Below are 26,380 nucleotides of genomic sequence, written 5' to 3' on the forward strand. Positions count from 1 at the left end.
TGTCTATTGGTAATTCATAATACTTATGATAAAGACTCATGATGAGTAAATCGGCAGGATTTACGTATTACAAATTATTGATGTTTTGCAAGAATAGATTTAAGAGCATCTTTAGAGTTCAAGCCTACTACTTTATCTACAGGTTGACCGTCTTTGAAGAAGATCATTGTAGGAATACTCATAACACCAAAACGTGAAGCTGTTTCAGGGTTTTCATCTACGTTTACTTTAGCGATTTTAACACTGTCGCCTACTTCTGTAGATAACTCGTCCAAGATTGGAGCAAGCATTTTACAAGGTCCACACCACGGTGCCCAGAAATCCACCAATACTGTTCCTTGTCCTTCAACTTCGTTTGTGAAAGATTGATCAGATACATTAACGATAGCCATGTGAAATATCCTCCTTGAGTAACTTTTATTTTGAATTAATATTATTTAAACATTAAACAAGTCTTGTCATTCCTGACTCCTTTATTATAACACAACATTGGAGTTTCCGAAACAGATGTTACGATTTATTCATACTTATCTATCAATTAGTAAGTATTGTATCATAAATAACGAGATAAGCATACTAGCTATTGCTCATACCGCCTCTTTTATTTTCTCCTTCAACCCGAATGACTTTTACAAAAGGACTGATTCGATTCATCAAACGTTCCCCTTTATAAAATTCTTCGCCATCTTTATTCGTAAAACTCAAATGCTTTTGCAAATCAGCCAACGAATAATTAGAAGTATAAAATGTCGGTTTGCGATTCATCCGATAATTGAGAATCGAACCTAGAACATGATCTCGTACCCATGAACTTAAATTTTCAGCACCGATATCATCGAAGATTAACAGATCGGTATGCTTCATAATATCCATCGTTTCTTTCATTCGATTGTTATCTTGAAACATAGATTTGAGGTCTTCTACAAAATCAGGCATATAGACAATAACGCCGGTATGACCAACTTTGGCTAATTCATGCAGTAGATAAGACGCCAAAAATGTTTTGCCTGTTCCAAATCCGCCTTCTAAATATAATCCTTGTGGAGATAGTCCATTTTGCTTGGTGTCACTAATATATTGAAAAATCTGTACAACAGCGGGTACACGATTCGAATCTTTCGCTACAATTTCTTTGGGATTATACCCTTCATTCAATGCGCGTTCATCAATATAAAAGCTATGAATACGCTGTTTGACCTGTTGCTCATGTTGTCTTGTTAATTGTTTATGACAAGGTGTTTTGCGGTCGTATAACTTGGCTCCACTTTCAGAAGGTTCTACACTGAGTTTCGTGTAATGCCCTTGAAAATCATTGGGACAGTTATCCAATCCCGGGCAGTTATCACAATGACCACGATCGCCTACATATTGATATAGCTTACTAAGGTTCGTCATGAGTTCCTGATCGGTAAGCTCTGGATGCTGTGCTCTTAATTCCAGCACAAGCGGATCACTGAGTAGACGCCCGGCAATCTTTTGTGACTCTTCCCGAAAGCGCGGACTTTTCATCTGCCGTAACAGATCACCGAGGGATTCCATGGCAGTTTGCCCCTTCCTTTTGCGTTAACTCAACTATTGGTCTTTTGGACACGATCTTGTCCGGATTGCATTTGTTCGGCTAATCGCATCGCTTCTGCAATTTCTTCATCAGATACGATACTACTACCTTCACGTGCGCTTTTGACAATCGGAATCTCCGGCTTGGCATTAGCTGCTCGGTTATACGTTCGTGTATTGGTACGTTTGTTACCGCCAGTTGCTCCACCTTTGGCTTGTAGCTTCGCTTGATCGCTAATTTTGAGATCGAGCTTGTTCTGCTCTCTGACATAACGAACTGCTTTTTCATACGTATCCACTTGTTGATTCAGCATATTGGTCACTACCCAATCGACAAATTTACTACTCAGGCGCTCACCCGGTTGAGACATTTTGATCGCTAACAAGTAATGTATCAATACATTAACCACTTCTTCAGACAATTTATAATTAATATCGACATGTTCGAATATATCATTCACACTGTTAGGCACGCTACCTGGATAAAACATTTCCAGAACGCGCGTATAGGGTTCATTGCGTAGAATCGTATTATATTGATGAATATCGCATTTGCTTGTAAATTGACGCGGTACTTCCAGATAATACTCCATTTCAACTGCATATTCTACAGGTAAATCTTGAGATTCTTCTTTTTTCTCTTCTCGAAGCGAGATCACTTTGGCTTCATGAATCTGTCGTTCTTCCTGACGCTTTTTCCCTTGACGGAATTGCAGATTGGCACGACGTTGAATTTCTTCTTCCGCCAGTTCACCTTTGGCATCAAATACGCCATCTTCATCTAGCATGCGGCAAATATCTTGAATATCCAGACGATATTTATAAGCGATATAGCTCAGTACATTCATCTGCTCTGGTAAAAATCGCAACTTTTCTACATATATACGGTTACGTGATCCACGCGGAAAATAACGAATAATATCTGCATAATTAATCAGATCATCTTCACTTAGCTTCGGCTGACTGCTACGCTGTTGCGCACTTACTTCTGTCAACGCTTGCTCTAATTCATAATCGATCACATGGGTATTCAGTTCAAAAATATCATAAAACGGTTGTGAAATATTTTCTTTTTGAACGGTATTGTCTCCCCACCCATCGGGTTCTTTGGCTAAAAAACGCTCACGCAAAGATAACACCGCAAACTTACCCATTTTGTCTCGTAGCAACAATGTTAAATGTTGTGTTCGGAAAAATTCACTTGGTGATAGCGGCTGTTGTAATTCATATTCATATATATAATCATCTTGATCAGGAAAATATACGCGATTGGTCTGCAATAAGCCAACAGCTTCTAATAACGAAGTCTGCTCGACCAAAAATTTACGTCCATGTTCTCCCGGTTCAAGCCCTAACGTTAAAAATAAACGACGCTGTTGTTCAATTGGGGAATAACCTACTTGCTGTGCTTCGACATGCTCACACAATAATCGATATACACTAATCGCAAAAGCCCCTGTTAACGGTTGATAAACTAGACTAAGCATCCGTTCATCCAGCGCACCTATACCAAATTCGCGGTACACGCAATATCGGTGATTTTCAGTAAAATGAAGTAGATTCTTAATGCGCATGATCCGCCCCCTCTCTTTTTGCTCCTGTGCATGCGGAATTCTATTCTAACACAAATCTTGAAATTTCAATGCTGAAAAGAAAGGTGAATTTGGAACATAAACACCTTCGATCTCCACGACAATCATCCTTTTGCGCCATTACGCTAGAAATGAATATATTTTATAGATTGTTCTATTCTTCTACACCATTATGATGAAGCAACCATGAACAGACTGTGAAGTCAATTGCTCTGTGTAGACTCCTTCGGTTACAATAGATCAAGATGTGTAAGTATACTTATGAATAACAATAGTTTCCACTAATATATAGGAGTGATTTTATGAATGAAGCAGTAGCTACGCTTGAAGGATGGTATGCACTACACGATTTTCGTACAATTGATTGGCATGCCTGGAAAGCGGCCGATGATGAAGAACGTGCCGGCGCGATCGACGAATTGAATGCTCTTATTCATGATTGGCAAGCCGTTAGCAATGACGGTAGTGGTAGTACGGTTCTTTATACAGTTGTTGGACAAAAAGCTGATTTTATGATGATGCACTTACGTGAAACGTTAGAAGATTTGAATGCGATCGAAAATGAGTTTAACAAAACAACATTCGCTAGTTTTACGAAAAAATCATACTCATATGTGAGTATTGTAGAACTTAGTAGTTATATGGCTAGTCATGTGGAAGGCGATCCAATGGAAAATCCACATATTCTTGCCCGTCTAAAACCAGCTTTACCAGATTCTCGTTATATCTGTTTCTATCCGATGAACAAAACCCGTAATCTAGGGGATAACTGGTACATGCTTCCGATGGATGAGCGTCGTGAAATGATTCGTAGTCATGGATTGATTGGACGCAGTTATGCAGGTAAAGTCAAACAAATCATTACCGGCTCTGTTGGACTGGATGATTGGGAATGGGGCGTAACGTTATTTGCAGACGATGCACTTCAATTTAAAAAATTAGTATACGAAATGCGCTTCGATGAAGCAAGTGCTCGTTTTGGAGAATTTGGTTCATTTTATGTCGGCAGTATACTAGACACCGCTAAATTCGAAGAAATGCTCAAACTTTAATACTTTTGATCTTCTATTGAGATACAAATTGTAAATAGCATATCTACTCAAAACCTCTGCGGTGTCTTAGACACTACGTTATGCAGAGGTTTTTTTATTTGTTTATATTTTGCGAGAATTCATTATAGAAGTAATTATTTTAATTAGTCCTTAAGACTTATCTATAAATAAAAAAATTTCTTGTTTACATATAATTTTTGTCGAAAAATATACAGAAATACAGAACTATTGACGATATAATCAACAATTAAGGGATCAAAGTCGCATAAACAGATTTTGATAATCATATAGAAAAGAGGGGTACTTATGACGTTGAAAGTCAAATTGATTCTGTTAGTAATGGCGACTGCTATTCTTATTGCTGTCCCTATTGGATGGTCAGCACTGTATATTATCAAAAATCAAGCAACCAAGTCAGTCAATACAACACTTCAAAATACAGTGTCTCAAGCAGTCACACAAGTCGATGGTTGGATTAATACCAACAGTAAAGTAATCGAAACCCTCGGCTCTGTTATCAATGCCACCGTTCCACTGGATCAAATTACAGTCAATCATCTAAAAGTATTTCAAGATGCTTCTAATGCTAAAAGCATATCTGATATTTATGTTGGACTGGAAAATGGAAAATTTGTGGATGGAACTGAATGGGTTCCTGATGCGGGTTATGATGCTAGACAACGTCCGTGGTATCAAAAAACAAAAGAAGTGAATGGGTTATCTATTAGCGATCCTTATCTAGATGCGACTACAGATGGTTATGCAGTCTCAATTGCAGTACCGCTCAAAAACAGTCAGGGCAATTTTGCAGGTGTACTATCTGAAGATATTTTATTATCAACTATTACCGATTATATCAACAATATCAAAATCAAAGGTGGCTTTACCTTTTTATTAGATCAACATGGTAATGTTATGTCTCACCCCAATGCAGATTTTATTAATAAACCTCTCAAAGATCAAGCCGATTATAGTGCGATTGCAGATACGCTACTGAGTCAAAATTCAGGCAGTACCGAATATACTTATAAAGGTGATCCACAACTACTCTATTATAGTAAAATTCCAGGTACAAATTGGATTGTAGCTTCCTCTACTTCTAAGCAATTGGCTTTTGCAGAATATACCCAATTACGCAATCAATATACGATTGCTATCATTATCCTAACGTTATTATTTGTTGTTTTTGCTTTCTTAGTAGCCGTTCGTATCGTCAAACCTATTGTCTTTTTGAAAAAAAGTGCGCAGCAATTAGCAGAAGGTGATCTTACTGTTCATGTTCCCGTCAAAGGCAAAGATGAAGTCGCTCAACTGGCAACTGCTTTTAATACCATGTCTGCTGCTCTTCGTCACTTGATTCAGACAGTGTCACAGTCAGCGCATGGAGTAAATACCGCTTCTTCTGAGATGTATCATAATGCTTCTAATTCAGGAGATATTGCAGGACAGATTTCTACGGTTATTGAAGAGATTGCTCGTGGTGCTGTAGAACAAGCCGAATCGATCCAATCTGGTGCTGAAATGGTTATGACAATGACAGACTCTTTAGACAAAGTATCTAGCAGTGCAGATCAAGCTGCTCATATGATCACTCAGGTGAATGAAGCTATGAATCGGGGTACAGAAGCTATTATTCAACAGACAGCTCTGTCGCAAGCCGGACAAGCCTCCACTCGTCGTGTAGAAGATTCGAATGCCATTTTGATTCAGAAATTAGATGAAATTGCTCAGATCACAAATGTTATTCGTGAAATCAGTAGCCAGACCAATCTATTGTCGCTTAATGCTGCGATCGAAGCCGCACGTGCTGGTGAACATGGAGCAGGATTCGCTGTTGTCGCCAGTGAAGTTCGTAAGCTAGCCGAGCAAGCTTCTCATTCTGCTTCTGATATTGATGCGCTACTGATTCAATTAAATGAAGCAGGCAAGCAAAGTTCTCTCGAATTATCTTCATTCCGCGATACGACTGTGCAACAGCAACAGTCTGTTAATGAAACCAAAGACTCTTTTGAACATATTCGTCAATCGGTAGATGATATTATTTCACGTATCGGTCATGTGTCTGAAGGAATAACGACACTCAAATCTAATGCTAATCAAGTATCAGATGTCATTACTGGATTGGCGGCGGTATCGGAGCAAAGCGCGGCTTCTACAGAGCAAGCGGCTTCTTCAACTGTAGAACAAACTCAAGCAATCGCTAGTATTTCAACATCATCCAAACAATTATCCGAAAGTGCCAACCATTTATTACAAGAAATCGGTCAGTTCAAAATCGAAGACTCTTCTTCTGCTCTACCTTCTGCTACTACAAACCATAATCAATAATTTCACATCTAAAAAAGCTATGTTCTTTTATTAAGAGCATAGCTTTTTTGTTATATATGTATTCATCGACTCTTCATATTTTATTTTTAATTTTATTTATTTCGCGAATGAATCATTTATTTTTAGGACTAAAGAATTATTTTTGTGACAAAAAAGGTAAATATAAAGAAAAATTTTGTCGGAAAAGGTAATTAATTAAAGTTGAGATGACGATATAAGTAACAAGCAATTAAACCGCATTCATACTTGTTCGTTATTTTTATATACGTATAGAAAAGAGGGGTACTCATGACGTTAAAAGTAAAATTGATTTTGCTTGTTATAGCTACTGCTATTCTTATTGCTGTTCCTGTTGGATGGTCTGCTCTGTACATTATTAAAAAACAAGCTACTCAATCGGTCGATGCCGATGTCAAAAAAACAGTGACTCAAGGCGTTACACAAATCAACGGTTGGGTTAACACGAATAGTAAAGTGGTAGAAACGCTAGCTTCTCTAATCAACAGTACTGTTCCGCTAGATCAAATTACATTAAAACATCTACAAGTTTTTAAAGATGAAAGTAACGCAAAAAGTATTTTTGATATGTATTATGCTTTAGAAGACGCTACTTTTTTAGATGGTGGCGATTGGAAAGCTCCACCAGGGTATGATCCTCGCACAAGACCTTGGTATGAAGAAACTAAAAAAGCTAACAAACTATTTGTCAGTGCTCCTTACGAAGATGCTGGTACCAAAACATATAAAGCCATCTTTATTGGTGCTCCTCTAAAAGACCCTCAAGGTAACTTTGCCGGTGTTATAGCAGAAGATATTTTATTATCTACGATTACTAGCTATATCGATACTCTCAAAACAAATAACGGTTTTACATTTTTGATCGATCCTAATGGAAATGTAATGTCTCATCCAGATGCTTCTTTTGTTAACAAACCACTTAAAGATCAAGCCGATTATACCAATGTAGCAAATACACTGCTTAGCCAAAATTCAGGTAGTATGGAATACACTTATAAAGGCGATCCTCAATTACTGTATTATGAAAAAATTCCAGGTATCAATTGGATTGTTGCTTCTTCTACTTCTAAAAAAGCAGCTTTTGCTGAATATACACAATTACGCAATCAATACATTATTGTTATTATCGCTCTTACTTTATTATTCGCTTTGTTAGCTTTCTGGGTAGCCGTTCGTATCGTCAAACCAATCATCTTGCTTAAGAAAAGTGCTCAACAGTTGGCTGAAGGTGATTTGACAGTTGTGGTTGCTATTAAAGGGAAAGATGAAATTGCTCAGTTAGGCATTGCTTTTAATACGATGTCCACCGCTTTGCGTAACTTGATTCAGACCGTTTCTCACTCTGCTTTAGGTGTCAATCAAGCTTCTACTGAAATGTATCGTAATGCTACCAATTCAGGAGATATCGCAGGACAGATTTCTACAGTTATCGAAGAAATTGCTCGTGGTGCAGGCGATCAAGCCGAATCGATCCAATCCGGTGCTGAAATGGTTATGGATATGACAGGGTCACTTGAAAAAGTAGCGGCTAGTGCTAATCAAGCTTCTCATATGATCAGTGAAGTCAATGATGCTATGCAGCGGGGTACACAAGCGATCTCTCAACAAACATCGCTAGCTCAAGCAGGACAAGAGTCTACGCAACGGGTAGAAGCTTCCAACGCTATTTTGTTGAAAAAACTAGATGAAATTGCTCAGATCACAAACGTTATTCGCGAAATCAGTAATCAAACCAATCTACTATCTCTTAATGCCGCTATTGAAGCTGCACGTGCCGGCGAACATGGAGCAGGATTCGCTGTTGTTGCTAGTGAAGTTCGTAAGCTCGCCGAACAAGCTTCTCATTCTGCTTCTGATATTGATGCGTTGCTTATTCAGTTGAATGAAGCAGGCAAACAAAGTTCGCTTGAATTATCTTCGTTCCGTGATACAACTGTTCAACAGCAACAATCTGTAGACGAGACCAAAGATTCTTTTGAACAAATTCGCTCTTCGGTAGACGGTATTATTTCACAGATTGCTCATGTATCTGATGGAGTGACTTCTCTAAAATCAAGCGCTAACCAAGTATCTGATGTCATTACAGGGCTTGCCGCTGTATCTGAACAAAGTGCCGCTGCTACTGAAGAAGCTGCTTCTTCTACTATCGAACAGACTCAATCGATTGCAAGTATCTCTACTTCTTCCAAACACTTATCTGAAAGTGCCGATCATTTGTTAAAAGAAATCGGTCAATTCAAAATCGAAGAAGATACTTCTACTCCTTCAGCTACAACGAATCATAACAACTAATCGTATAGTAAAACACAAAAAGCCAGGTTCCTTAAAAGGGACCTGGCTTTTGCATGAGCATTTCAAATTAGACTTCTTCGGACAAATCCTGAGCACGATCTAGTGATGCTAGATATTCCTGATCATCACGATCTCGTGCACGACTTTTGTCTTTCAAACGTTCTATCGCTGGTAAGATCAAAATATCAATTTCTTTTTGGATCGGATACGCAAGATCATAACGACCCTGCTCTTCTAAAAATCCACCGACTTCGATCAATCCGTTATACCGATCCAGCTCTTCACGCGTAAGAAGTCCACGTACCTGAACGCTACAGTGACGCATCTTATAAGAATTTTCCTTTTTTCATAACAAGCGATACGCCACCAATAATAAATAGGTAACGAATATCGATTACTTTTTTCAATTGAGCTGCTACAAAACCTTTCAATTTGCGATCGCCAACGATACCTACTGCTTCGCCTTTACCAAGGGATGCTACAGTACCTTTGTTGCTGAATACAAATTTCTTAGGTTGTTGTCCACGAATAGCTGCTACGATGTTTTGTGCACAAAGTACACCTTGTTGCATCGAAATTTGCGCTGTTGGTGGGTAAGGACGACCTTCTTCATTGAACATCAATGAGCTATCGCCAATGATGTATACATTTTCGTGTCCTGGTGCACGCAAGTACTCGTCAATTTTAACGCGTCCACGCATCGCTTCGAATCCAGCTTGCTCAACAAGACGGTTACCACGGATACCACCTGTCCATACGACAGTGTTTGCATGGATTTTTTCAGAATTTTCACCAACGATAACACCGTCAGTTAGACATTCTTTGATCGCAACACCAATTTTGAATGTTACGCCTTTGTTTTGTAGAACTTTCATAGCATACTCAACCAATTCAGGATCGAAACCTGGCAATGCTGTTGGAGCTGCTTCTACATTGTACAATTTAACTTCAGAACGGCTAATGCCATGAGTTCTGCACAATTCTTGTAGACGATCAGACAATTCACCAACAAACTCGATACCTGTGAAACCTGCGCCACCGACTACGAAAGTCAAACGCTCTGGTTTTTTATCTACTTTGTAAGCTGTAAATTGTGCTTCAATGTGATCACGAATTTTACGTACAGAGTTGATACTGCGAATCGTCATCGCATTTTCAAGCATACCCGGGATACCGAAAGTTTCTGGTTCGCCACCTAGGCAGATGATCAAGTGATCATAAGACAAAGTTCCGTCTTCCAAAATAACTTTTTTCTCTTGTGGGATGATTTCTTGTACATTCGATTTCACTACATCGATTTTGAACTCATCAACCAATTTGGAAATTTGCTCACGCGCATTATCCAATTTGTCTGTACCTGCTGCTGGCATATGCAAGTGTGTTGTAAAGTAATGATAGTCGTGGCGGTTAACCAAAGTTACGTCAGCCTCATTATAATTCAGTTCTTTTTGCAAACGTTGTGCAGCAAGAATACCTGCATAACCTGCGCCCAAAATAACAATTTTAGGAATGCTACTCATATTCATTTTCCCCTTCCAATGATTCACTCAGAATGTATTTCATTGAAGTACATCGCCTATGTCAAAGCGTTACAATGATCGATAACAATAGACTTTGCACTGAAACGATAAAATCAGTTAAAATAGTTGATACCCATATATAACCATGATTGCTCCGTATACCTTCACAAAATTGTGAAAATATACACAACAGTAGACAAATGATTACATTCATCATAAAAGCGCAATAGGATATGTCACATTATATTGTACTCTTTCTAGCGAATATGTTCAAAAAAATTTACGTTTTCTGAAAAAAATGTTCTATTTTCGTCACATGACATCATTAGCCCAACTGAAATGATATCTATTTTTCTTTGAAATATCAAGAGTAAATTTAATTTTTTATCTATCTTTTTACATATTTTTGTGCATTAGAAAGATGGAGTTTGTTTATTTTTTGTTTACTTTTGCAAATTGCGATAAGATTGATAGGAGCTGTTTTGAGAATTGTCGTTTTAAAAACATTCTCTTTATGATATATAATTGGGTAAGATCGAACTAATTTACGGAGGTGCTTGTGAAGTGTCATCTACAACAAACAACGAACTAAGCGATATTATTATTATTGGTGGAGGGCCTGCCGGGATGTTTGCTGCTTTTTATGGCGGTATGCGTCAAGCGTCAGTGAAACTAATTGAAAGTATGCCTCAACTTGGCGGACAATTAGCTGCCCTTTATCCTGAAAAATATATTTATGATGTAGCAGGATTCCCGAAAATTACAGCGCAAGAGCTAGTGAACAACTTACAACAACAAATGAATCATTTTGATTCTGATATTCGTTTGGAAGAAAAAGTACTTAATGTAGAAAAGAAAGCAGATCGTCATTTTGTCGTGACTACTGATAAAGGCACACATGAAAGTAAAGCTGTTATTATCACAGCAGGCGTAGGCGCATTTGAACCTCGTCGTCTAGATCTACCGAATGCTAGCCATTTTGAAAAAACAAATCTGCACTACTTTGTAAGTGATTTGAGCCGTTTTGCAGGTAAAAAAGTATTGATCAGTGGTGGAGGCGACTCCGCAGTAGACTGGGCGCTTATGATCGAACCGATCGCTGCTGAAGTATACTTGATCCATCGCCGTGACAAATTCCGTGCTCATGAACATAGTGTAGAGAACTTGAATGCTTCTGGCGTCAAAATCATTACACCGACAGAAATTACAGAATTGCATGGTGAAGATACGATTGAGCGTGTCACTCTTTCTCATGTCAAAACTAAAGAAACACAAGAAATCGAAGTCGATGATGTAATTGTTAACTTCGGCTTTATCTCTTCACTGGGTCCTATCGCTGAATGGGGCATTGAGATCAATAGCAATTCGATTGTTGTTGATTCTCGTATGGAAACGAACGTTGAAGGCATCTTCGCTGCTGGAGATATCACTACTTACCCTGGTAAGCTTAAATTGATCGCTGTTGGTTTTGGTGAAGCGCCTACGGCTATCAACAACGCTAAAGTATATGTTGATCCTGATGCGAAATTGTCTCCAGGACACAGCAGTAATATGAAAATGTAGTTTCACTTTATACATGCTCTTTTCTTCACTGGATCACGAATCCGCTGGAGAGAAGAGCATTTTTTTGTGGTTTTGCGAAATGTTCATCTTTTACTTGGATTAGACCCCTTAATATGTCGTATAGTAAACATAAGATTATTTAAAATTTGCAGGAGGTGCCCTAGTGAGCGTTGGTGTATTTATTTTTCTTCGTATTATAATTGTACTTGTATTGTTAGCGATTGCAGGACTTGTGTTTGCATTAAGTCGCAAATTTTTTAAAGAAAGTCGTAAAGGTGCAGGAATCGGCTTTTCTATATTTGGATTGCTTATTATTTCGCTAATCGTACAAACGATATTTAATTTTAGTCTGATGAAGTAACGAAAAGGAGGTATGCCTGTGCAATGGTTAGCTATGCTTACGATGCTAACCGATCATTTGGGGTATGCTTTCTTTCCAGATGAACGGTATTTGCGTGTTATTGGTAGAATCGCTTTTCCTATTTATTGTTATTTTCTTGTACTTGGTTATCAACGTACACGCAATGTACGCAAATATACGATTCGATTACTGATTATTGCCGCTTTATCGCAACTTCCTTTTATGTATGCTTTTGATATTACGAATTTAAATGTAGTCTGTACATTATTTATTTCCTTGCTTTTAATGATCGCAATTGATAAACTATCACTGAAATATTTTCCGGTTTCACTTCTTCTGATCCTTGCTGTAGGCTGGTTGGCAGATCAACTACATATGGATTATGGGATGTACGGCGTTCTATTAGTATTGGTATTTCGTTACACGACCGGTTATTGGGTAATTTTCGCTCATTTGGCGCTTACTGTTGTGTTTGTACTGTTTGGAGGATTTTCAGATATTCAGGTATTTAGCGTTCTAGCAACAGCTTTGATCGCTATTCATCTGCAATTGTATCCAAAAACAAAACTGTATTCACCTCCACGCTGGATATGGCGTTCCTTTTATCCCGCGCATTTAGCTATTATTGCGATCATACGTTTGGTATTTTAACAAATACAAATCGGGAATCTATCACTTCCCGATTTTTTTCTGTCTTTATACAAAAAACCATCGCCTTATGAGTACATCTTAGAGTATAATCGTTACCGGAAGTAATCTGTCGGGTATAGGCAGTTTTAAATATAGGAAGGGGAACCCCCATGAAATCGAACAAAAAACACACACTTACTGAAGATATGGACTTTTTTACCGCTGGACTGTCTGGCAGTCTAATTACAGTATGGCAGGAAGATCCTGCTGGCGTATATTGTGAAATTGGACGTGGTTATGTAGAAGCATATACGAATGAATCTGTTCGTGTTCGGAATCTGCAATCTGGAACCAAAAGCTTATACTCTCGTGAATCGACTATGTTTCAAACAGATTGATTAATATTTGATCGTATATGTAAAAGCCAGTTGTCTACTTTTTCTTTGTGAAGAGGAAGTGAGTAACTGGCTTTTTTGCGTTTTTAAAATGATGTTCATTTGAAGTTCATATTACGCATCTATACTACGTGAAGAGGCATAACACCTCGGCTAAATATCACAATAAATGTGTTACGAACTTTAGGAGGAATATAAATTTATGAAAACATTAAAAGTACTTTCCAGTGTCGCTCTTTCCGCAGCTTTGTTAGTAGGTTCCCTGTCTACTCTATCTACAGCTCAGGCCGCTACTACGACCAAGTCGGCAACAACTGCGGCTAAAGATGCCAAAGCTATGAACAATGTATTAATTGGTAAAATCAAATCGATTAGCGGTAGCAAAATTACATTATACAAATCTTCTACGCAACCAGATATTCCTGCTGGTAAAGAAGGAACGACTGCTCCAGCAGCGGGCGAAGCGCCTCCTAGTGGTACAGCGCCTGCTGCTCCGCCTACTGGCTCTGCTCCAACCGCAGGAACAGGAACGGCTCCACCTACTCAATCTTTCAGTACAACGACAACCACTGTCACTGTAAGCAGTACGACAAGTATCGTCAGTGTAACGCGCGCCGCAGGTAGCACCAAAGCAACAGAAACCAAAAAAACACTATCCAGTCTCAAAGCAGGTGATATTATTTTCGTAACACTAGCTTCAGGTACAACCAAAGCGACCAAAATTGAAATTATGCCTGCTACCACTACTCCAAAAGCAACAACTACCAAATCTACTGCAAAATCAACCACAACAAAATGAACTATAACAAGCAAATGATCATCTAATTTATGATTTAAAAAATATTTTTTTAAAATTGTTTTCCCACAAACTGTAAAGCATCTCTTGTTGAAACAATAAGGCAGTGAACCGTTGAAGCTAGCGGTTTGCTGCCTTTTTCTTGCATTTACTGTTGTTTAGACAATTTTATGGTAAAACTAAGGTTTTAATGTTCTATTCATTTTTAGTTCACATTGAGTTCATAATCCCTATCTATACTTCCGTTTAAGGACGTGCCTATTGAACAGTCCTTCAAATTAAAGGAGGTATATTCATGAAGACACTTAAAGTATTATCTAACGTAGCTTTCTCAGCAGCGCTTATTGCAGGTGCTGTAGCAGCTCCATCCGCATTTGCAGCATCTTCTTCAGATCAGTCGAAATCAACATCTGTACAATCACAGCAACGCACGGTACTTGCAGATGCACCTGCATTACCGGATGGAACAACTCCACCAGCTCCTCCAATAGGTGGCCCTACTCCACCTGCACCTGGTAAAGATGGTGGCCCGGGATTGAAAGGTGAAAAAGCAGATGTTATCGGTCAAATTAAATCGATCAATGGTAATCAAATTACGATCACTGCGCCTGAAAAACCACCACTACCGGTAACAGATCGTAAAGTAAATACGAAATCCAGTTCTAAAAATACGAAATCTTCTACAAAATCATCTGTTAGTAAAGATACGTATAGCAAACCACAAGGACCGTTGCCAGAAGGTACAAGTGTAACGATCAATGTGTATAGTGGCACAGATATTATCAAAACTTCACACAGTCCAGAAAAAGGACATGTCGAAACGACTATTTCGTTATCTGACCTTAACGTTGGTGATCATATTGCTGTAATCCTTGCATCAGATACAAGCAAACAAGCAACGAAAATCGAAGTGCATGAAGCTCCACAACCACCAGCAAATGGAGGCACTCCACCAACGCCACCTGCGCCTAAAGATGGAAGCACTCCGCCAGCTCCACCGGTACCAGCAGATGGAAGTACTCCTCCTACACCACCAGCTCCACCTGTAGATGGCAGTACCCCGCCTACTCCGCCAGCAGATGCTTCTGCTCCAGTAGCGACAGAAGAATCTTCTTCATAAAATATGATCATTTATCATATCGTTATTGATGGCTAATACGATATATGAATATAGCAAAAAAAAGAGTGAACAATCCTGTTCACTCTTTTTTGCTATATTATTAGTTAGCTGTAGTTGTGTTATCTGTTGTTGAAGATGTCGGACTAGCAGTATCATCTTTCATCTGACCGCCTCTTATTCCACCGCCCATGCCGTTAACTATTTGAATCTGGTCTGCTAACGAAGAATCATCAGTGTTCAACCAGACATTGATAACATCATCTGCTTTGAGATCGGAAAGCGCTTTGGTCGTTGTCGTCATTTCATTATTTTCCATCGTCATTGCAGAGATCACTGTATTATCAGATACAGTAATAGTCATTGTCTCCTCTGAAAACATATTGTTTGCACCTCTACCGCCCTGTTCAGTAGGTGTTGAGCTTGTTACGCTATCATTGGTGGTATCCGATGTTCCAGATGCCGCTGGAGCTTGTGAACCTGCATTAGCAGGTACTTGAGCAGACTCTCCATCAGGCGTAGCTGGAGGAACTTGTCCGCCATCTGCTGGAGAAGCACCTCCATCACCTGGTTGCCCTTCTGGTGGTGCACTCATACCACTGCCTCTACCTTTTCCCATCTGAGAAGGATCTATTGTTGATTTGTATAAAGTGATACTATTTCCATCGATAGATTTGATTTTGCCCATTAGATCAGCAGTTGCTTGTTCTGTGCCTGTACTCGGTGTAGCAGTGCTTTGTGTAGTAGAATCAGTTGCAGAAGCGTCTGCTGTACTGGTCGTTGTCTGTGCTGTTAATGCAGTCTCACTATTTGTACTGCATCCAGATAACATAGCGATCGCCATCGTAGTTCCTAAAAGAAGTGTCCATTTCTTCATTCCAATTGCCTCCTTGTGTGTAGCCTGCCATCGTGTAGTGATGTGCTGGCTGTGAAGCTATTGTAAAAGAGGCATGTGAACTCCTTGTGAATAGTTATTAAAAAGATTTTAAGGTTTCTGGTTATTCTAGACGGTCATCATTCTATAATTAATCATATCGTTGACAGATTGTTCAGCACGTTGCTTCAATTCTTCACTCAGTACAAAATGAATCTGATCTTCATTCTCCTCTATTCGTTCAATCTGATGATCTACGGCAAATACATTTTTGGCAAAACAATGGGCTCCCATTGAAGCCAAGATCGGCTTAACTCCATAATCGATCGATAACAAATTGGATATCGTTCCACCTACCAAATACGTAGCCACTATTTTATGCTCCAACCCTTTTTGCGGTAACAGATCAATATAAGCTTTGACCAGTCCAGTTAATGTTGTTTTGTATACAGGACTGACTATAATGATTCCTGTAGCTTCTGCAACTTGTGCATTAGCTTCTAAAATAGCCTTACTGCCAAAATGAGCATACATCACATCTTCTGCTGGCAACGTAGCTACTTGGATAATAGATACTTCATAGCCGTGATCTATCAACAATTTTGCAGCATAATCGACCAGTCCGTTCACACGAGACTTCTTATTAGGGCTACCTGAAATAATCGTGATTTTGTTCATCATATAGCATCTGCACCTTTCTCAATTAGACTGTTAAGATCGGTCGATACGAAAGAGTCAGTAGATTTTGAGGGGGTAAGCCTAATAAGATACGTCCATACAATTCAAGTCCAGTCGATGCAGTGGTCAGTGCATGATTCGCTCCACCGCGAATATCGCGATAAATTTGAGAAAGTGGGTTAGAATCAGCGATGACACTACCACCACTTTCGACCATCAACATATCGACACTTTCAGTACATAACATAGCGGCATAACCAATATCCGTTTGAATTTGGGCAAATTCTTTTTCAGTAAATGGCTGTTTCTTCTGAATATGATACTCAAGACTTTCGATCGAACGATTAATATGCAGGTGAGCAGATTCAATCTTCATCGCTGCAAGCCCTACTTTATACTGAATATGCCCTACTTCTGCTTGTATGCTGTGAGTAGTCATTGTTATTCCTTTGCGAGTGGCTGTCTCAACAAAATACTCCAAACCACCTCTTGCCAAACCAAGAATAGCGCTAATGCCTGTAGTTAATGTCGAAATAATAAGAGTATACGGTTTGTATTGGTTAATATGTTCTGATTCATTGGATAGAACATTCATCTTTGTATACATATTTTCGCTTTGATCCACGATATATTTATCAGGAATAAATACATTATGAATTTGTATGCTATTACTAGACGAACCTCGCAGACTCATCGTATACCAGTCATCTATAATCGTCACTTCACTCATCGGAACCACTGCTAATAACATACTCGCATTGTCTTTCACCGATCGATTATCTCTTAGATTCAATAAAGCGTGAGTAGCATGTTTAGAACCGGAAGCAAATCCCCATACACCTTGTTCCACTAGATACCCACCCTCTACTTTTTGAAAATCAACTTTACGCCCTTGTAAAACAGAACAGAATCGCACTTCCTCTTCTTCTTCAAAAATTAAATCTAACACTTGAGGGCTTAAAGACAATGTTGCATTAAAATTATTGCCGTTAATAATCTGTACTACCCAACCTACTGAACCATTCCCTTTAGCAACCTCAGAAATAATTTCGACTAACGCCCGGATACTTACTTCATATCCACCATACTTTTTAAGCGTTCCTAATTTAAATAATCCTGCCGCAGCAAGTTGTTCAATAAGTTCTTCCGGGATGTGTCGATCTTCATCGATTTGCTTTCCGAACTTTCTCAGCACTGGAAATAAATCAGTAGCACGTTGTAATAATTGTTCTTCCTCGTTGGTAAGTTGATGTCGTACATCTAAGTTGCTCATATTTATCTCTCCTTTTTTTATACACATGTATATTTAATTGATGTTTGTAGTTTAAATAGTATGATGTATAATAAATCGCAGCAAGAATCAAAATCATCAATATGTAGAATAACAATACAGATAGGAGAATTTGTATGGATAAAAAGAAAGAAGATCTTAGAGTAAAACGTACACATAAGTTGTTACAGCAATCATTATTAGAGTTGATCGAAAAACAATCTTTTGAAACGATAACCGTCAAACAAATTTGTGATCTAGCTATGGTTCATCGGACTACGTTTTATACTCATTTTGATGACAAATTCCAATTACTTTCGCATACGCTACAACAGATTGCAGAACAAGAATTCAAGTTAGCCCAGCATACGCCTACAGAAATCTTTCAAGAACTACTTGCGGTTACAACAAAACACAAAAACTTATTTTCACAACTGTTATCCGAAGAAAAAGATTCATTACGTAATATTATCCGCCGTGATATGGGAAATGGTATTAAAGAATATGTAACTGCTCATTCTACACATATGAGTGCTATTGATATTGAGATTACTGTAGAGGCTTATGTAGGAGCGGTCTTAGGTGTACTTCATTGGTGGATCGACAATAAAATGCCGATCGATCAATCTGAACTGCATACCAAGTTAAAATTGCTAATGGACTGGGATTTTCTCAAACTACAAAACGTTAAAGATTAATATCGAATTCGTGTTAAAATATACGATATCTATAAGATTTGATCCTATACATAGTTGCAGAATGGAGTGTTGAAGATGTTAAACGTACTGAATCCTACCAATATTGCAGAAGAGTTAGCCAAAATTACAGAGCACTGGTCACCCCGAATCATTGGACAGGTGAACGATCAATATGTCAAAGTCGCTAAAGTGAAAGGTGAACTGGTCTGGCATCAACATGATCATGAAGATGAATTATTTTTAGTGGTCTATGGCAGCATTGTGATTCGTCTCCAAGATGCTGAAGACATCACTTTGCAAAAAGGGGAATTCTATATTGTCCCTAAAGGAACGATGCATAATCCGCTCGCGGAAGAAGAGTGCGGATTAGTCTTGATCGAATCTGTAAGTACCAAGCATACCGGCGATGTAGAATCTCCATTAACCAAGTCGATCGAAGACCAACTGTCATCTTAATACCTATCAACTACTCACCAGGGAGCTGTTGCATATGTGGAGTAAAGACGGAAGTATTGCCCTTATTGGAACGTTTCTGTATATCATTGGAAATAGTATGATCCTCGCTGAACATCCTTATGGCAGAACCGTATTGCTTGTTAGTATTTATGTGATGATAGCAGGTGGAATTTTCTTGATGATTCAGAAATACCGTAAACGGAAATCTAAGATTTAAAATATAAAAAGCGAAGCCTATTAAGATTAGGGTTCGCTTTTTTTGCACTCATTATTTTTCATTCCTACTAATTTATATATTTACTTTGATTATTGTTTATTGTTTATTGTTTATTGTTTATTGTTTATTGTTAAATTGTACAAAATACTGTACAATTAATTGAGAGGTTTAAATGATCAGCCAGGAGGTAAAAATCTTATGCTAGCTATAGGTTATTCACAAGCAAGAAATAGTCTCAAAGAATATCTGGATAAAGTTACAGATGATTATGAAACGATTATCATTACAAGAAAAGAAGATAAAAATGTAGTTGTAATGTCCGAAGATCAATATAATAATTTAATGGAAAATCTGCATGTATTAAGTACTGAAAATAATCGACAACGCTTATTAGAATCTAAAAAGCAATTAGAAGAAGGCTTGACTGTAATTACAAAAATAGAAGAGGATTAAACCATGAATACTGTTTTTACTGAAAAAGCTTGGGAAGATTATGTACACTGGCAAACAGAAGATAAAAAAACTTTAAAACGAATCAACATATTGATTGCAGATATCAAAAGAAATGGTTATGAAGGACTCGGAAAACCAGAACCTTTAAAGTATGATTTTGCTGGTTTTTGGAGCAGACGAATTAACGAAGTTGATCGTTTGATTTATAAAATAGATGAACACAATATGTATATTATCCAATGTAGATTTCATTATTAGAAGAAAGCAGATTTTTAAAGCTTTCTTCTTTTTTTATACTCTTTTTAAGTAAACTACCATACTAAGCTTGTTGAATATGTAATGTTTCTCGGTGTAAAAGTTCATAAACTAAAAAGTCTAAACTATTCATCGTTTGCAATCGTTCTATGATTGCGATTAGTTGTTCTTCACTCGGCCGCTCTACCTGTTTGACTAAGGCAAACATCAATCCCACAGATTCTTGATCATCAATATACAAATGTGTATTTTGCAATTCTCGATAAGCTCTTCTTACCCACAAACATGCTTGCTCCCAAAAAATCACATGATTTTCAGCAATTAAATAACCTTCAGTCATTTCAAATTGTGGTTCTTCATCATAGGGTCCTAGCACGATAGATACTTTTTCTAATTGATTTGGCATTATTAGTTATCTCCTTGTTAGATAAAATTTTTTAATCTTCAAACTTGTTATTTTTAAAATGAATTTTGAGGCATAGCAAATAGGTACACATATTTATAGTTTGAATACATGTATACAGTCTGTTAGGATAATGATGAAGTAGTAAACAAATACATAAGTCAACTAGTAAACAAGTAAACTTATTATAATGACATTAAATTTTGGAGGTTTATCGAATGATACGATTTTCTTTAGATAAAGTCATGAAAGATCAAAATCTCACTCAAAAAGATATTGTAGAAAAAACGGGGATTAGTCGTAATACTGTCAAAGCGCTTGTTATGAATGCAAATACACGAATAGACTTTCCTACTTTAGATTCTTTGTGTAAAGGTCTTGAGGTAACGCCAGCAGATTTGATTGAATATATTGAAGAATAATAACTACAAAAAATTAATACTTTTAATCAAAAAAAGCGAACCTATACATTCTAGGATTCGCTTTTTCATACCTATTCTATTTTACAATCTGCTCAATCTAACCTTTATTGAAAAAATAAAAGATCACTCACTTTCCAAGCTAAGAAAAACATACCTACTGCTGCCAAATACACCCCGCCCATAAATGCCCATGCGTGTTCATCTATTTTCGCCATGATCGTATCCTCCTTTGTACAATTTCGCTGTATTTTCAATTCTAATTACAGGTATGTCTTGATCTTGTATACAAAAAAAAGACCCCGAAATACGTGAATGTACGCTTTCGAGGTCTTCTTATACTCATGTCATGTGTTCACTTAATCTTCACAAGGTTGAGCTAATACTTCATCTTCTTCGCGTGTACGGAAACTTGATCCGCAACCGCATGTTGCTACAGCATTGGGGTTATGAATCGTAAATCCACCACTCATGCCTGATTCTTCAAAATCGACTTCCAAACCGTTCAAGTATTTCAAATCTTCTTTATCCACAACGACTTTCATATCTTGAATAGTCATATATATATCTTTATCCGTTTCTTCGCTATCAAAGCCCATGGCATAAGAGAATCCACTGCAACCGCCAGGGTTCACACCGATGCGTACGAATAGACCGGGTATGTCTTGATCTTCCATAATGTCTTTCATGCGCGAAGCTGCTGCGTCACTAATTGTAATCAATGATATCCCCTCCTTTTCTTTTTCATTATACTCTTCTGTTCCATTGCACTCAAGGCTTATTCATTACGTATAATCTTTCATTTTTTAAGTAATTGTATTGCCCGCGTTACATGAGAGGTTTATAATGGGTAAGTGAAGGATGACAGGAAATGTCGAAATTCTGTCAAAAACAAAACATCGTTACACCTTATGTGCCGTTGTAACTTTTTTCACATTAATTCTTCAAATCAGGTGACTATGTTATGTAATTTGTTGTATATTATATAGTATGCGTTCAAAGATGAAGTTATTTTGGCATTTTTATTGTTAGGATTCACAGCATATATGGTGTGCTTTTTTTAATTGCTATTATTCATTGACTCCTTATTGGTGTAAGACAATGACAAGAGCGTCTTACAAGATTCGGACATCACAGAAGATAGACAGAAGTTTTAAGGAGAACAGGAGGAACCTAGCATGTCTACTATTATTACACCACAAACCGATACTCGTATGGCAGAAATTTTCCACAAAGTCCGTACTGGTGAGCGTTTATCTGTTGAAGATGGGGTATATCTATATGAGAGTGACGATATTCTAACCATCGGACAAATGGCAAATGAAGCGAACTTACGCAAAAATGGTAAAAAGGTTTATTTTATCGAAAATATGAGTCTATATTTTACCAATGTATGTGAAGCTCATTGCGCATTTTGTAACTTCCGTAAAGACGAAGGCGAAGAAGGTTCTTATACACTAAGTGGTCAGGAAATGGTTGACTATGTTCAACAACATTACCATCCTGGCGTTCGTGAATTCCATATTGTTGGAGGTCATAACAACAATGTACCTTTCCAATATTATATTGATTCTCTTCAAGCGCTCAAAGAAGCTTTTCCAGATGTAGTACTGAAAGCATACACTGCGGCTGAAATTGATTTCTTTACACGTATTAGTGGATTGAATATTGAACAAGTCCTCACCAAATTACGTGAAGCAGGTTTGCAATCGTTAACCGGTGGTGGCGCAGAGATTCTATCTGACGAATATCGCAAAAAAATGCGTGTCGACAAAGCAAATGTTGATCGTTATCTAGAAGTGCATCGTACTGCTCACAATATGGGTATGCGTACACACACAACGATGTTATACGGTTCAATTGAAAGCTATGAAGATCGTATTCGTCATATGGTACAAATTCGTGAGTTGCAAGACGAAACGAATGGATTCTTGGTCTTTATTCCATTGTCTATGCAACCGAAGAGTAAAAATGCAAGTATTATGCGTCGTAACTCGGCTTATGAAGATTTGAAAACAATCGCAATCAGCCGTCTGATGCTTGACAATATCGATCATATCAAAGCATATTTCATCAACATTGGTACTCAGTTAACACAAATGGCTTTGACTTTCGGTGCTTCCGATGCTCACGGTACTATTATCAAAGAACGTATCAGTCATGCAGCAGGTGCTTTGACTCCAGAAGGTCTAACTCGTAAAGAGCTGATCTGGCTTATCAAAGGTGCAGGACGCATTCCTGTAGAACGTGATACTTTCTACAACGAAATTCAAGTATACGAATAGTCTTTACGTCTATTCAACATTTCATCATACCCCGGGCTTTACTTAATCATACAGTGGATACTTTCTATATATCCTATCGCTGTATCTTAGAAGTAAAGCCCGTTTATACGCCTTGAAGCTGGCAATATGTGGCTTTTAGGGCAAAAAAGGCATCACCCGGCTCACCGCTTTGCCTTCTCTGCGCCGGATGACTTGCCTCTATGTTTATGATTTTTGAAATCATTATGACTACGGGGATCATGTACGATTCTCATCTATTTATTATCTACCAGAAGGAGAAGATATCATGAAAAGTTTAGTTATACTCGGTGCAGGTTACGGTGGAGTTACACTAGCCCACGAATTATTAGATCACAAGATTCCAGCAGATACACAAATTATTTTAGTAGACCGTATGCCTTTCCAGGGTCTTAAAACAGAATATTATGCTTTAGCAGCAGGTACTGCTTCTGATCTTGAATTACGAGTAAAATTCCCAACACATGCCAAAATCACTACTCGTTATGGTGATGTAACAGGGATTAATTTAGAAGATAAAGTTATTTCATTTGAAGATGGCGAACCGCTGACTTATGATCAAATGGTGATCGCTTTAGGTTGTACCGATAATTTCCACGGTGTCCCTGGTGCTGCTGAATATACCAGTACGATTCAATCGTTCACAGCTACTCGTGATACGTACTTAAAAATTAATAATTTACCACCTCAAGCTACTGTGAATATCGTAGGTGGAGGATTAAGCGGAATAGAAATTGCAGCAGAGATTCGCGAAAGTCGTGAAGATCTAAATGTGCGTATTCTGGATCGTGGTGAGCGTCTATTGTCTTCCTCTCCTCCACGTCTATCTAAATACGTAGAAGAATGGTTCCGCGAGCATAATGTAGAAGTTCGCAATCATATCAATATTAGTCGTGTTGAAGGGACTTGTGTCTACAACGGTGAATCCGAGCGTATTACTGCGGATGTAACAGTCTGGACAGCAGGTATTCGTCCTGTTCCATTGATCGATGAATTGAATGTCAACCAAGATAACTCTGGACGTGTAATTTTGGATGAATTTTACCGGATTCCAGGTCGTCCTGAAGTATTCGTATGCGGAGATTGTGCTTCTCTTCCTTTCGCAGCTAGTGCACAGGCAGCTGAAGCTCAAGCAGAACAGATTGCTAATGTAATCGTCGCAGGTTGGAAAGGTGAACAACCAAAAGTACATCCATTGAAATTAAAAGGTACACTGGGTGCTCTAGGTAAAAAATCCGGATTCGGTACAGGATTTGGATTCGGTGGCAAAAGTTCTGTTACCGGTAAAGTGCCTCGCCTTCTAAAAAGTGGCGTGCTCTGGATGTCCAAACATCATTTCGGCTAGGATGACTTTTTACTTCATCCCGACTGTATAGTGATATTTAGCATTGTGTTGTTGCTGATTGCATAGAAAAAAGCTGATCTCAATCTAAATCGAGATCAGCCCAAGCATCAGCTTCATTAATCTTTTCCAAAATTAATGTATATAATGTGTCAGCATCTTCTGATGCGACAATTTCTCCGTTTACTAGAGCATATGGCATGGCATAACATTGGCCACAGTTACCTAAACAGCCGTATTCTATAATATCATAGTCAGGTTCTGCTTCTAATTTCCTCATTACCTGATCTGTACCTGTATGCATATTGCTCTGGCAAAACTCAATAATCGGTCTCATGGTTGTATTCCTCCAATCGTTGTTACCTTGAACATCATACTATAAAATGTGTCTAAATATACGCTTATATTGTCATTTTCATAAAGAAATTTGAAATGAGTATAAAAATCATTGCGTAAATGCTGAAATTTTGGTGTATTTATACTATAATATAGTTACGAAAGGAGTTGAACAATATGAGTGAAAGTGTACAAGTAGAAATGTACGATGAAGTATTGGAAGTTCTGGACAAATTGCGTCCATTCTTGCAACGCGATGGCGGCGACGTTGAATTGGTAGACGTTGAGGATGGTATCGTTAAGCTTAAGTTGATGGGAGCTTGTGGTAGTTGCCCAAGTTCAACAATCACGCTTAAAGCGGGTATCGAACGCGCCCTTTTCGAAGAAGTTGAAGGTGTGGAAGAGGTTGTCCAAGTATTCTAATTCAGACTTTTCTATACAGAGGTAATCATAGATTGCCTTCGTGGCATAACAAAAAGCGTCTTGTTTCCTTCGGGGAACAGGACGCTTTTTTGGTTGTTTTTTAGCTAATATTGCAACTGTTTACCCTTTGATATAAGGGCGAATCGGATCAAGTCCACCGGAAATATCCATAATATTGCCTGTAATGAAATCAGAATCCGAATGACATAGATACGAGATCACACGTGCAATATCTTCTCCACTTCCAGGACGACCTCTTGGTGTTTCATCATCGCTTAGATGAAGTACATCGGCGATCCGCTTTTCTTTGTTATCTCCACGAATATCTCCGGGACAGATCATATTAATCGTAATCGCATTTTCTGCTTCTTCTACAGCTAACGTTTTGGTAAAAGAAACCAATCCTACTTTGGCGGCGGCGTAGACAGCACGCTGAGGCCATGATCTGGATTCAGCAGCATGTCCAAACCCAAAATGAATAATCCGTCCCCATTTCTGCTGACGCATATGAGGTAATACACGATGATCTAATAACATCGCTCCAATAAGATTTCCTTGCATCAACGACATAATCTCTGTCCGCTCATAATCAGCGAATAAACGGCGTTCCCGGATAAAAGGGCCTGCATTATTGACAAGAATATCAATACCGCCTAATTGTTGTTCTACTTCGTCTACAAGCCGGTCTATGTCTTCCTCGATAGAGATATCTGCTTGCACAGCGATACAGCGTACGCCCATATTTTCAATGCGAGATTGTAGATGCACAGCCTCTTCATGACTATTCATATAATTTAAAGCAATATCACAGCCTTGACTCGCTAGCGTAAGCGCCGTCATTTTTCCTAATCCTTTGGCACTGCCTGTAATCAGGGCAATTTTCCGATCCAAAAAAGTTCCTCCTCTAGACAATGCTATCGCATATCTTCTACTATATTGCGCTTCTATCATATAATACGTTTGTATTGTAGCTTTTGGATGATACTTATTCTTATCTAGTGTACAGACCTTAACCTATAGATGTCAAAAGGA

General features: G+C 38.2%; 30 protein-coding genes. 18 read left to right on the forward strand and 12 right to left on the reverse strand.

Annotation, left to right across the window (positions count from 1 at the left end):
• Positions 1-74 precede the first annotated feature (74 nt).
• From trxA to QCD85_RS17330, 3 genes are all read right to left on the reverse strand, one after another.
• Positions 75-428, reverse strand: coding sequence for a thioredoxin (gene trxA, locus QCD85_RS17320; RefSeq protein ID WP_273594606.1), 354 nt, complete (start codon positions 426-428; stop codon positions 75-77).
• A gap of 148 nt (positions 429-576) precedes the next feature.
• A complete protein-coding gene (gene dnaI / locus QCD85_RS17325; protein ID WP_273613486.1) occupies positions 577-1,539 on the reverse strand; it encodes a primosomal protein DnaI in 963 nt (320 codons plus the stop codon).
• 29 nt (positions 1,540-1,568) lie between these two features.
• A complete protein-coding gene (locus tag QCD85_RS17330; protein ID WP_301263350.1) occupies positions 1,569-3,131 on the reverse strand; it encodes a helicase DnaB in 1,563 nt (520 codons plus the stop codon).
• A gap of 320 nt (positions 3,132-3,451) precedes the next feature.
• Here QCD85_RS17330 and hemQ point away from each other — a divergent pair, with 320 nt between their 5' ends.
• From hemQ to QCD85_RS17345, 3 genes are all read left to right on the forward strand, one after another.
• Positions 3,452-4,201 (forward strand): hydrogen peroxide-dependent heme synthase, encoded by a 750-nt coding sequence (hemQ, locus tag QCD85_RS17335; RefSeq protein ID WP_301263351.1) that lies wholly within the window; start codon positions 3,452-3,454, stop codon positions 4,199-4,201.
• A gap of 306 nt (positions 4,202-4,507) precedes the next feature.
• The gene (locus QCD85_RS17340; RefSeq protein ID WP_301263352.1) at positions 4,508-6,529 is read left to right on the forward strand and encodes a methyl-accepting chemotaxis protein; all 2,022 of its coding nucleotides are present in this window, start codon (positions 4,508-4,510) and stop codon (positions 6,527-6,529) included.
• 288 nt (positions 6,530-6,817) lie between these two features.
• Positions 6,818-8,839 (forward strand): methyl-accepting chemotaxis protein, encoded by a 2,022-nt coding sequence (locus QCD85_RS17345; protein WP_301263353.1) that lies wholly within the window; start codon positions 6,818-6,820, stop codon positions 8,837-8,839.
• 67 nt (positions 8,840-8,906) lie between these two features.
• Here the strand turns inward: QCD85_RS17345 and QCD85_RS17350 are convergent, their stop codons facing one another.
• Both QCD85_RS17350 and QCD85_RS17355 read right to left on the reverse strand, forming a co-directional pair.
• Positions 8,907-9,164 (reverse strand): hypothetical protein, encoded by a 258-nt coding sequence (locus tag QCD85_RS17350; RefSeq protein ID WP_301263354.1) that lies wholly within the window; start codon positions 9,162-9,164, stop codon positions 8,907-8,909.
• A gap of 1 nt (position 9,165) precedes the next feature.
• The gene (locus QCD85_RS17355; protein WP_273613492.1) at positions 9,166-10,359 is read right to left on the reverse strand and encodes an NAD(P)/FAD-dependent oxidoreductase; all 1,194 of its coding nucleotides are present in this window, start codon (positions 10,357-10,359) and stop codon (positions 9,166-9,168) included.
• Positions 10,360-10,923: 564 nt separating this feature from the next.
• Here QCD85_RS17355 and QCD85_RS17360 point away from each other — a divergent pair.
• The 6 genes from QCD85_RS17360 (at position 10,924) to QCD85_RS17385 (ending at position 15,224) form a co-directional block, all read left to right on the forward strand.
• Positions 10,924-11,922, forward strand: coding sequence for an NAD(P)/FAD-dependent oxidoreductase (locus tag QCD85_RS17360; protein ID WP_069326229.1), 999 nt, complete (start codon positions 10,924-10,926; stop codon positions 11,920-11,922).
• Positions 11,923-12,085: 163 nt separating this feature from the next.
• Positions 12,086-12,283: a hypothetical protein gene (locus tag QCD85_RS17365; protein ID WP_069326228.1), complete on the forward strand. Its 198-nt coding sequence runs from the start codon at positions 12,086-12,088 to the stop codon at positions 12,281-12,283.
• Positions 12,284-12,295: 12 nt separating this feature from the next.
• Positions 12,296-12,934, forward strand: coding sequence for a TraX family protein (locus QCD85_RS17370; protein ID WP_301263355.1), 639 nt, complete (start codon positions 12,296-12,298; stop codon positions 12,932-12,934).
• Positions 12,935-13,083: 149 nt separating this feature from the next.
• Complete coding sequence (locus QCD85_RS17375; protein WP_204826813.1) at positions 13,084-13,311, forward strand: hypothetical protein; 228 nt, start codon at positions 13,084-13,086, stop codon at positions 13,309-13,311.
• Positions 13,312-13,510: 199 nt separating this feature from the next.
• Complete coding sequence (locus QCD85_RS17380; RefSeq protein ID WP_301263356.1) at positions 13,511-14,107, forward strand: hypothetical protein; 597 nt, start codon at positions 13,511-13,513, stop codon at positions 14,105-14,107.
• Positions 14,108-14,399: 292 nt separating this feature from the next.
• Positions 14,400-15,224 carry a hypothetical protein gene (locus QCD85_RS17385; RefSeq protein WP_301263357.1) on the forward strand — a complete coding sequence of 275 codons (825 nt, stop codon included), beginning with the start codon at positions 14,400-14,402 and terminating at the stop codon, positions 15,222-15,224.
• 100 nt (positions 15,225-15,324) lie between these two features.
• Here the strand turns inward: QCD85_RS17385 and QCD85_RS17390 are convergent, their stop codons facing one another.
• From QCD85_RS17390 to QCD85_RS17400, 3 genes are all read right to left on the reverse strand, one after another.
• On the reverse strand, positions 15,325-16,098 hold the full coding sequence (locus tag QCD85_RS17390; protein ID WP_301263358.1) for a hypothetical protein: 774 nt from the start codon (positions 16,096-16,098) through the stop codon (positions 15,325-15,327).
• 126 nt (positions 16,099-16,224) lie between these two features.
• The gene (ssuE, locus tag QCD85_RS17395; protein WP_301263359.1) at positions 16,225-16,776 is read right to left on the reverse strand and encodes an NADPH-dependent FMN reductase; all 552 of its coding nucleotides are present in this window, start codon (positions 16,774-16,776) and stop codon (positions 16,225-16,227) included.
• A 22-nt stretch (positions 16,777-16,798) separates the two neighbouring features.
• Positions 16,799-18,046, reverse strand: a complete 1,248-nt coding sequence (locus tag QCD85_RS17400) for an acyl-CoA dehydrogenase family protein (protein ID WP_301263360.1) — start codon at positions 18,044-18,046, stop codon at positions 16,799-16,801.
• 134 nt (positions 18,047-18,180) lie between these two features.
• On the opposite strand from QCD85_RS17400, the gene QCD85_RS17405 reads away from it, so the two are divergent.
• From QCD85_RS17405 to QCD85_RS17425, 5 genes are all read left to right on the forward strand, one after another.
• On the forward strand, positions 18,181-18,741 hold the full coding sequence (locus QCD85_RS17405; protein WP_273613499.1) for a TetR/AcrR family transcriptional regulator: 561 nt from the start codon (positions 18,181-18,183) through the stop codon (positions 18,739-18,741).
• Between the two features lie 75 nt (positions 18,742-18,816).
• Positions 18,817-19,197, forward strand: coding sequence for a cupin domain-containing protein (locus QCD85_RS17410; protein WP_273613500.1), 381 nt, complete (start codon positions 18,817-18,819; stop codon positions 19,195-19,197).
• A 34-nt stretch (positions 19,198-19,231) separates the two neighbouring features.
• On the forward strand, positions 19,232-19,414 hold the full coding sequence (locus tag QCD85_RS17415; RefSeq protein ID WP_301263361.1) for a hypothetical protein: 183 nt from the start codon (positions 19,232-19,234) through the stop codon (positions 19,412-19,414).
• A 198-nt stretch (positions 19,415-19,612) separates the two neighbouring features.
• Positions 19,613-19,867 (forward strand): type II toxin-antitoxin system Phd/YefM family antitoxin, encoded by a 255-nt coding sequence (locus tag QCD85_RS17420; protein ID WP_301263362.1) that lies wholly within the window; start codon positions 19,613-19,615, stop codon positions 19,865-19,867.
• A gap of 3 nt (positions 19,868-19,870) precedes the next feature.
• Entirely contained in the window at positions 19,871-20,125 is a 255-nt protein-coding gene (locus QCD85_RS17425) for a Txe/YoeB family addiction module toxin (protein ID WP_301263363.1), read from the forward strand.
• Positions 20,126-20,186: 61 nt separating this feature from the next.
• Here QCD85_RS17425 and QCD85_RS17430 read toward each other — a convergent pair whose 3' ends face one another.
• A complete protein-coding gene (locus QCD85_RS17430) occupies positions 20,187-20,528 on the reverse strand; it encodes a hypothetical protein (protein WP_301263364.1) in 342 nt (113 codons plus the stop codon).
• A gap of 215 nt (positions 20,529-20,743) precedes the next feature.
• Here QCD85_RS17430 and QCD85_RS17435 point away from each other — a divergent pair, with 215 nt between their 5' ends.
• A complete protein-coding gene (locus tag QCD85_RS17435; RefSeq protein ID WP_301263365.1) occupies positions 20,744-20,947 on the forward strand; it encodes a helix-turn-helix domain-containing protein in 204 nt (67 codons plus the stop codon).
• Positions 20,948-21,303: 356 nt separating this feature from the next.
• Here QCD85_RS17435 and QCD85_RS17440 read toward each other — a convergent pair whose 3' ends face one another.
• A complete protein-coding gene (locus QCD85_RS17440; protein WP_301263366.1) occupies positions 21,304-21,666 on the reverse strand; it encodes a HesB/IscA family protein in 363 nt (120 codons plus the stop codon).
• 456 nt (positions 21,667-22,122) lie between these two features.
• Between QCD85_RS17440 and mqnE the strand changes: the two genes are divergently transcribed.
• Entirely contained in the window at positions 22,123-23,229 is a 1,107-nt protein-coding gene (gene mqnE / locus QCD85_RS17445) for an aminofutalosine synthase MqnE (protein ID WP_301263367.1), read from the forward strand.
• A 286-nt stretch (positions 23,230-23,515) separates the two neighbouring features.
• Entirely contained in the window at positions 23,516-24,592 is a 1,077-nt protein-coding gene (locus QCD85_RS17450) for an NAD(P)/FAD-dependent oxidoreductase (protein ID WP_273613503.1), read from the forward strand.
• Positions 24,593-24,671: 79 nt separating this feature from the next.
• Here QCD85_RS17450 and QCD85_RS17455 read toward each other — a convergent pair whose 3' ends face one another.
• The gene (locus QCD85_RS17455; RefSeq protein WP_274171930.1) at positions 24,672-24,926 is read right to left on the reverse strand and encodes a YuzB family protein; all 255 of its coding nucleotides are present in this window, start codon (positions 24,924-24,926) and stop codon (positions 24,672-24,674) included.
• Between the two features lie 176 nt (positions 24,927-25,102).
• Between QCD85_RS17455 and QCD85_RS17460 the strand changes: the two genes are divergently transcribed.
• A complete protein-coding gene (locus tag QCD85_RS17460) occupies positions 25,103-25,348 on the forward strand; it encodes a NifU family protein (RefSeq protein ID WP_273613505.1) in 246 nt (81 codons plus the stop codon).
• A 120-nt stretch (positions 25,349-25,468) separates the two neighbouring features.
• On the opposite strand, the gene QCD85_RS17465 is transcribed toward QCD85_RS17460, so the two are convergent.
• Positions 25,469-26,239, reverse strand: a complete 771-nt coding sequence (locus QCD85_RS17465) for an SDR family oxidoreductase (protein ID WP_273613506.1) — start codon at positions 26,237-26,239, stop codon at positions 25,469-25,471.
• Positions 26,240-26,380 lie beyond the last annotated feature (141 nt).

This window comes from Paenibacillus sp. PsM32, from assembly GCF_030433815.1.
GTDB lineage: Bacteria > Bacillota > Bacilli > Paenibacillales > Paenibacillaceae > Saccharibacillus > Saccharibacillus kyungheensis.

Coding starts and splice junctions, on each gene's coding strand:
- dnaI (WP_273613486.1), bottom strand. CDS start 1,539: ATGGAATCCCTCGGTGATCTGTTACGGCAGATGAAAAGTCCGCGCTTT.
- QCD85_RS17330 (WP_301263350.1), bottom strand. CDS start 3,131: ATGCGCATTAAGAATCTACTTCATTTTACTGAAAATCACCGATATTGC.
- hemQ (WP_301263351.1), top strand. CDS start 3,452: ATGAATGAAGCAGTAGCTACGCTTGAAGGATGGTATGCACTACACGAT.
- QCD85_RS17340 (WP_301263352.1), top strand. CDS start 4,508: ATGACGTTGAAAGTCAAATTGATTCTGTTAGTAATGGCGACTGCTATT.
- QCD85_RS17345 (WP_301263353.1), top strand. CDS start 6,818: ATGACGTTAAAAGTAAAATTGATTTTGCTTGTTATAGCTACTGCTATT.
- QCD85_RS17350 (WP_301263354.1), bottom strand. CDS start 9,164: ATGCGTCACTGTAGCGTTCAGGTACGTGGACTTCTTACGCGTGAAGAG.
- QCD85_RS17355 (WP_273613492.1), bottom strand. CDS start 10,359: ATGAGTAGCATTCCTAAAATTGTTATTTTGGGCGCAGGTTATGCAGGT.
- QCD85_RS17370 (WP_301263355.1), top strand. CDS start 12,296: ATGCCTGTGCAATGGTTAGCTATGCTTACGATGCTAACCGATCATTTG.
- QCD85_RS17375 (WP_204826813.1), top strand. CDS start 13,084: ATGAAATCGAACAAAAAACACACACTTACTGAAGATATGGACTTTTTT.
- QCD85_RS17380 (WP_301263356.1), top strand. CDS start 13,511: ATGAAAACATTAAAAGTACTTTCCAGTGTCGCTCTTTCCGCAGCTTTG.
- QCD85_RS17385 (WP_301263357.1), top strand. CDS start 14,400: ATGAAGACACTTAAAGTATTATCTAACGTAGCTTTCTCAGCAGCGCTT.
- QCD85_RS17390 (WP_301263358.1), bottom strand. CDS start 16,098: ATGAAGAAATGGACACTTCTTTTAGGAACTACGATGGCGATCGCTATG.
- ssuE (WP_301263359.1), bottom strand. CDS start 16,776: ATGATGAACAAAATCACGATTATTTCAGGTAGCCCTAATAAGAAGTCT.
- QCD85_RS17400 (WP_301263360.1), bottom strand. CDS start 18,046: ATGAGCAACTTAGATGTACGACATCAACTTACCAACGAGGAAGAACAA.
- QCD85_RS17405 (WP_273613499.1), top strand. CDS start 18,181: ATGGATAAAAAGAAAGAAGATCTTAGAGTAAAACGTACACATAAGTTG.
- QCD85_RS17410 (WP_273613500.1), top strand. CDS start 18,817: ATGTTAAACGTACTGAATCCTACCAATATTGCAGAAGAGTTAGCCAAA.
- QCD85_RS17415 (WP_301263361.1), top strand. CDS start 19,232: ATGTGGAGTAAAGACGGAAGTATTGCCCTTATTGGAACGTTTCTGTAT.
- QCD85_RS17420 (WP_301263362.1), top strand. CDS start 19,613: ATGCTAGCTATAGGTTATTCACAAGCAAGAAATAGTCTCAAAGAATAT.
- QCD85_RS17425 (WP_301263363.1), top strand. CDS start 19,871: ATGAATACTGTTTTTACTGAAAAAGCTTGGGAAGATTATGTACACTGG.
- QCD85_RS17430 (WP_301263364.1), bottom strand. CDS start 20,528: ATGCCAAATCAATTAGAAAAAGTATCTATCGTGCTAGGACCCTATGAT.
- QCD85_RS17435 (WP_301263365.1), top strand. CDS start 20,744: ATGATACGATTTTCTTTAGATAAAGTCATGAAAGATCAAAATCTCACT.
- mqnE (WP_301263367.1), top strand. CDS start 22,123: ATGTCTACTATTATTACACCACAAACCGATACTCGTATGGCAGAAATT.
- QCD85_RS17450 (WP_273613503.1), top strand. CDS start 23,516: ATGAAAAGTTTAGTTATACTCGGTGCAGGTTACGGTGGAGTTACACTA.
- QCD85_RS17455 (WP_274171930.1), bottom strand. CDS start 24,926: ATGAGACCGATTATTGAGTTTTGCCAGAGCAATATGCATACAGGTACA.
- QCD85_RS17460 (WP_273613505.1), top strand. CDS start 25,103: ATGAGTGAAAGTGTACAAGTAGAAATGTACGATGAAGTATTGGAAGTT.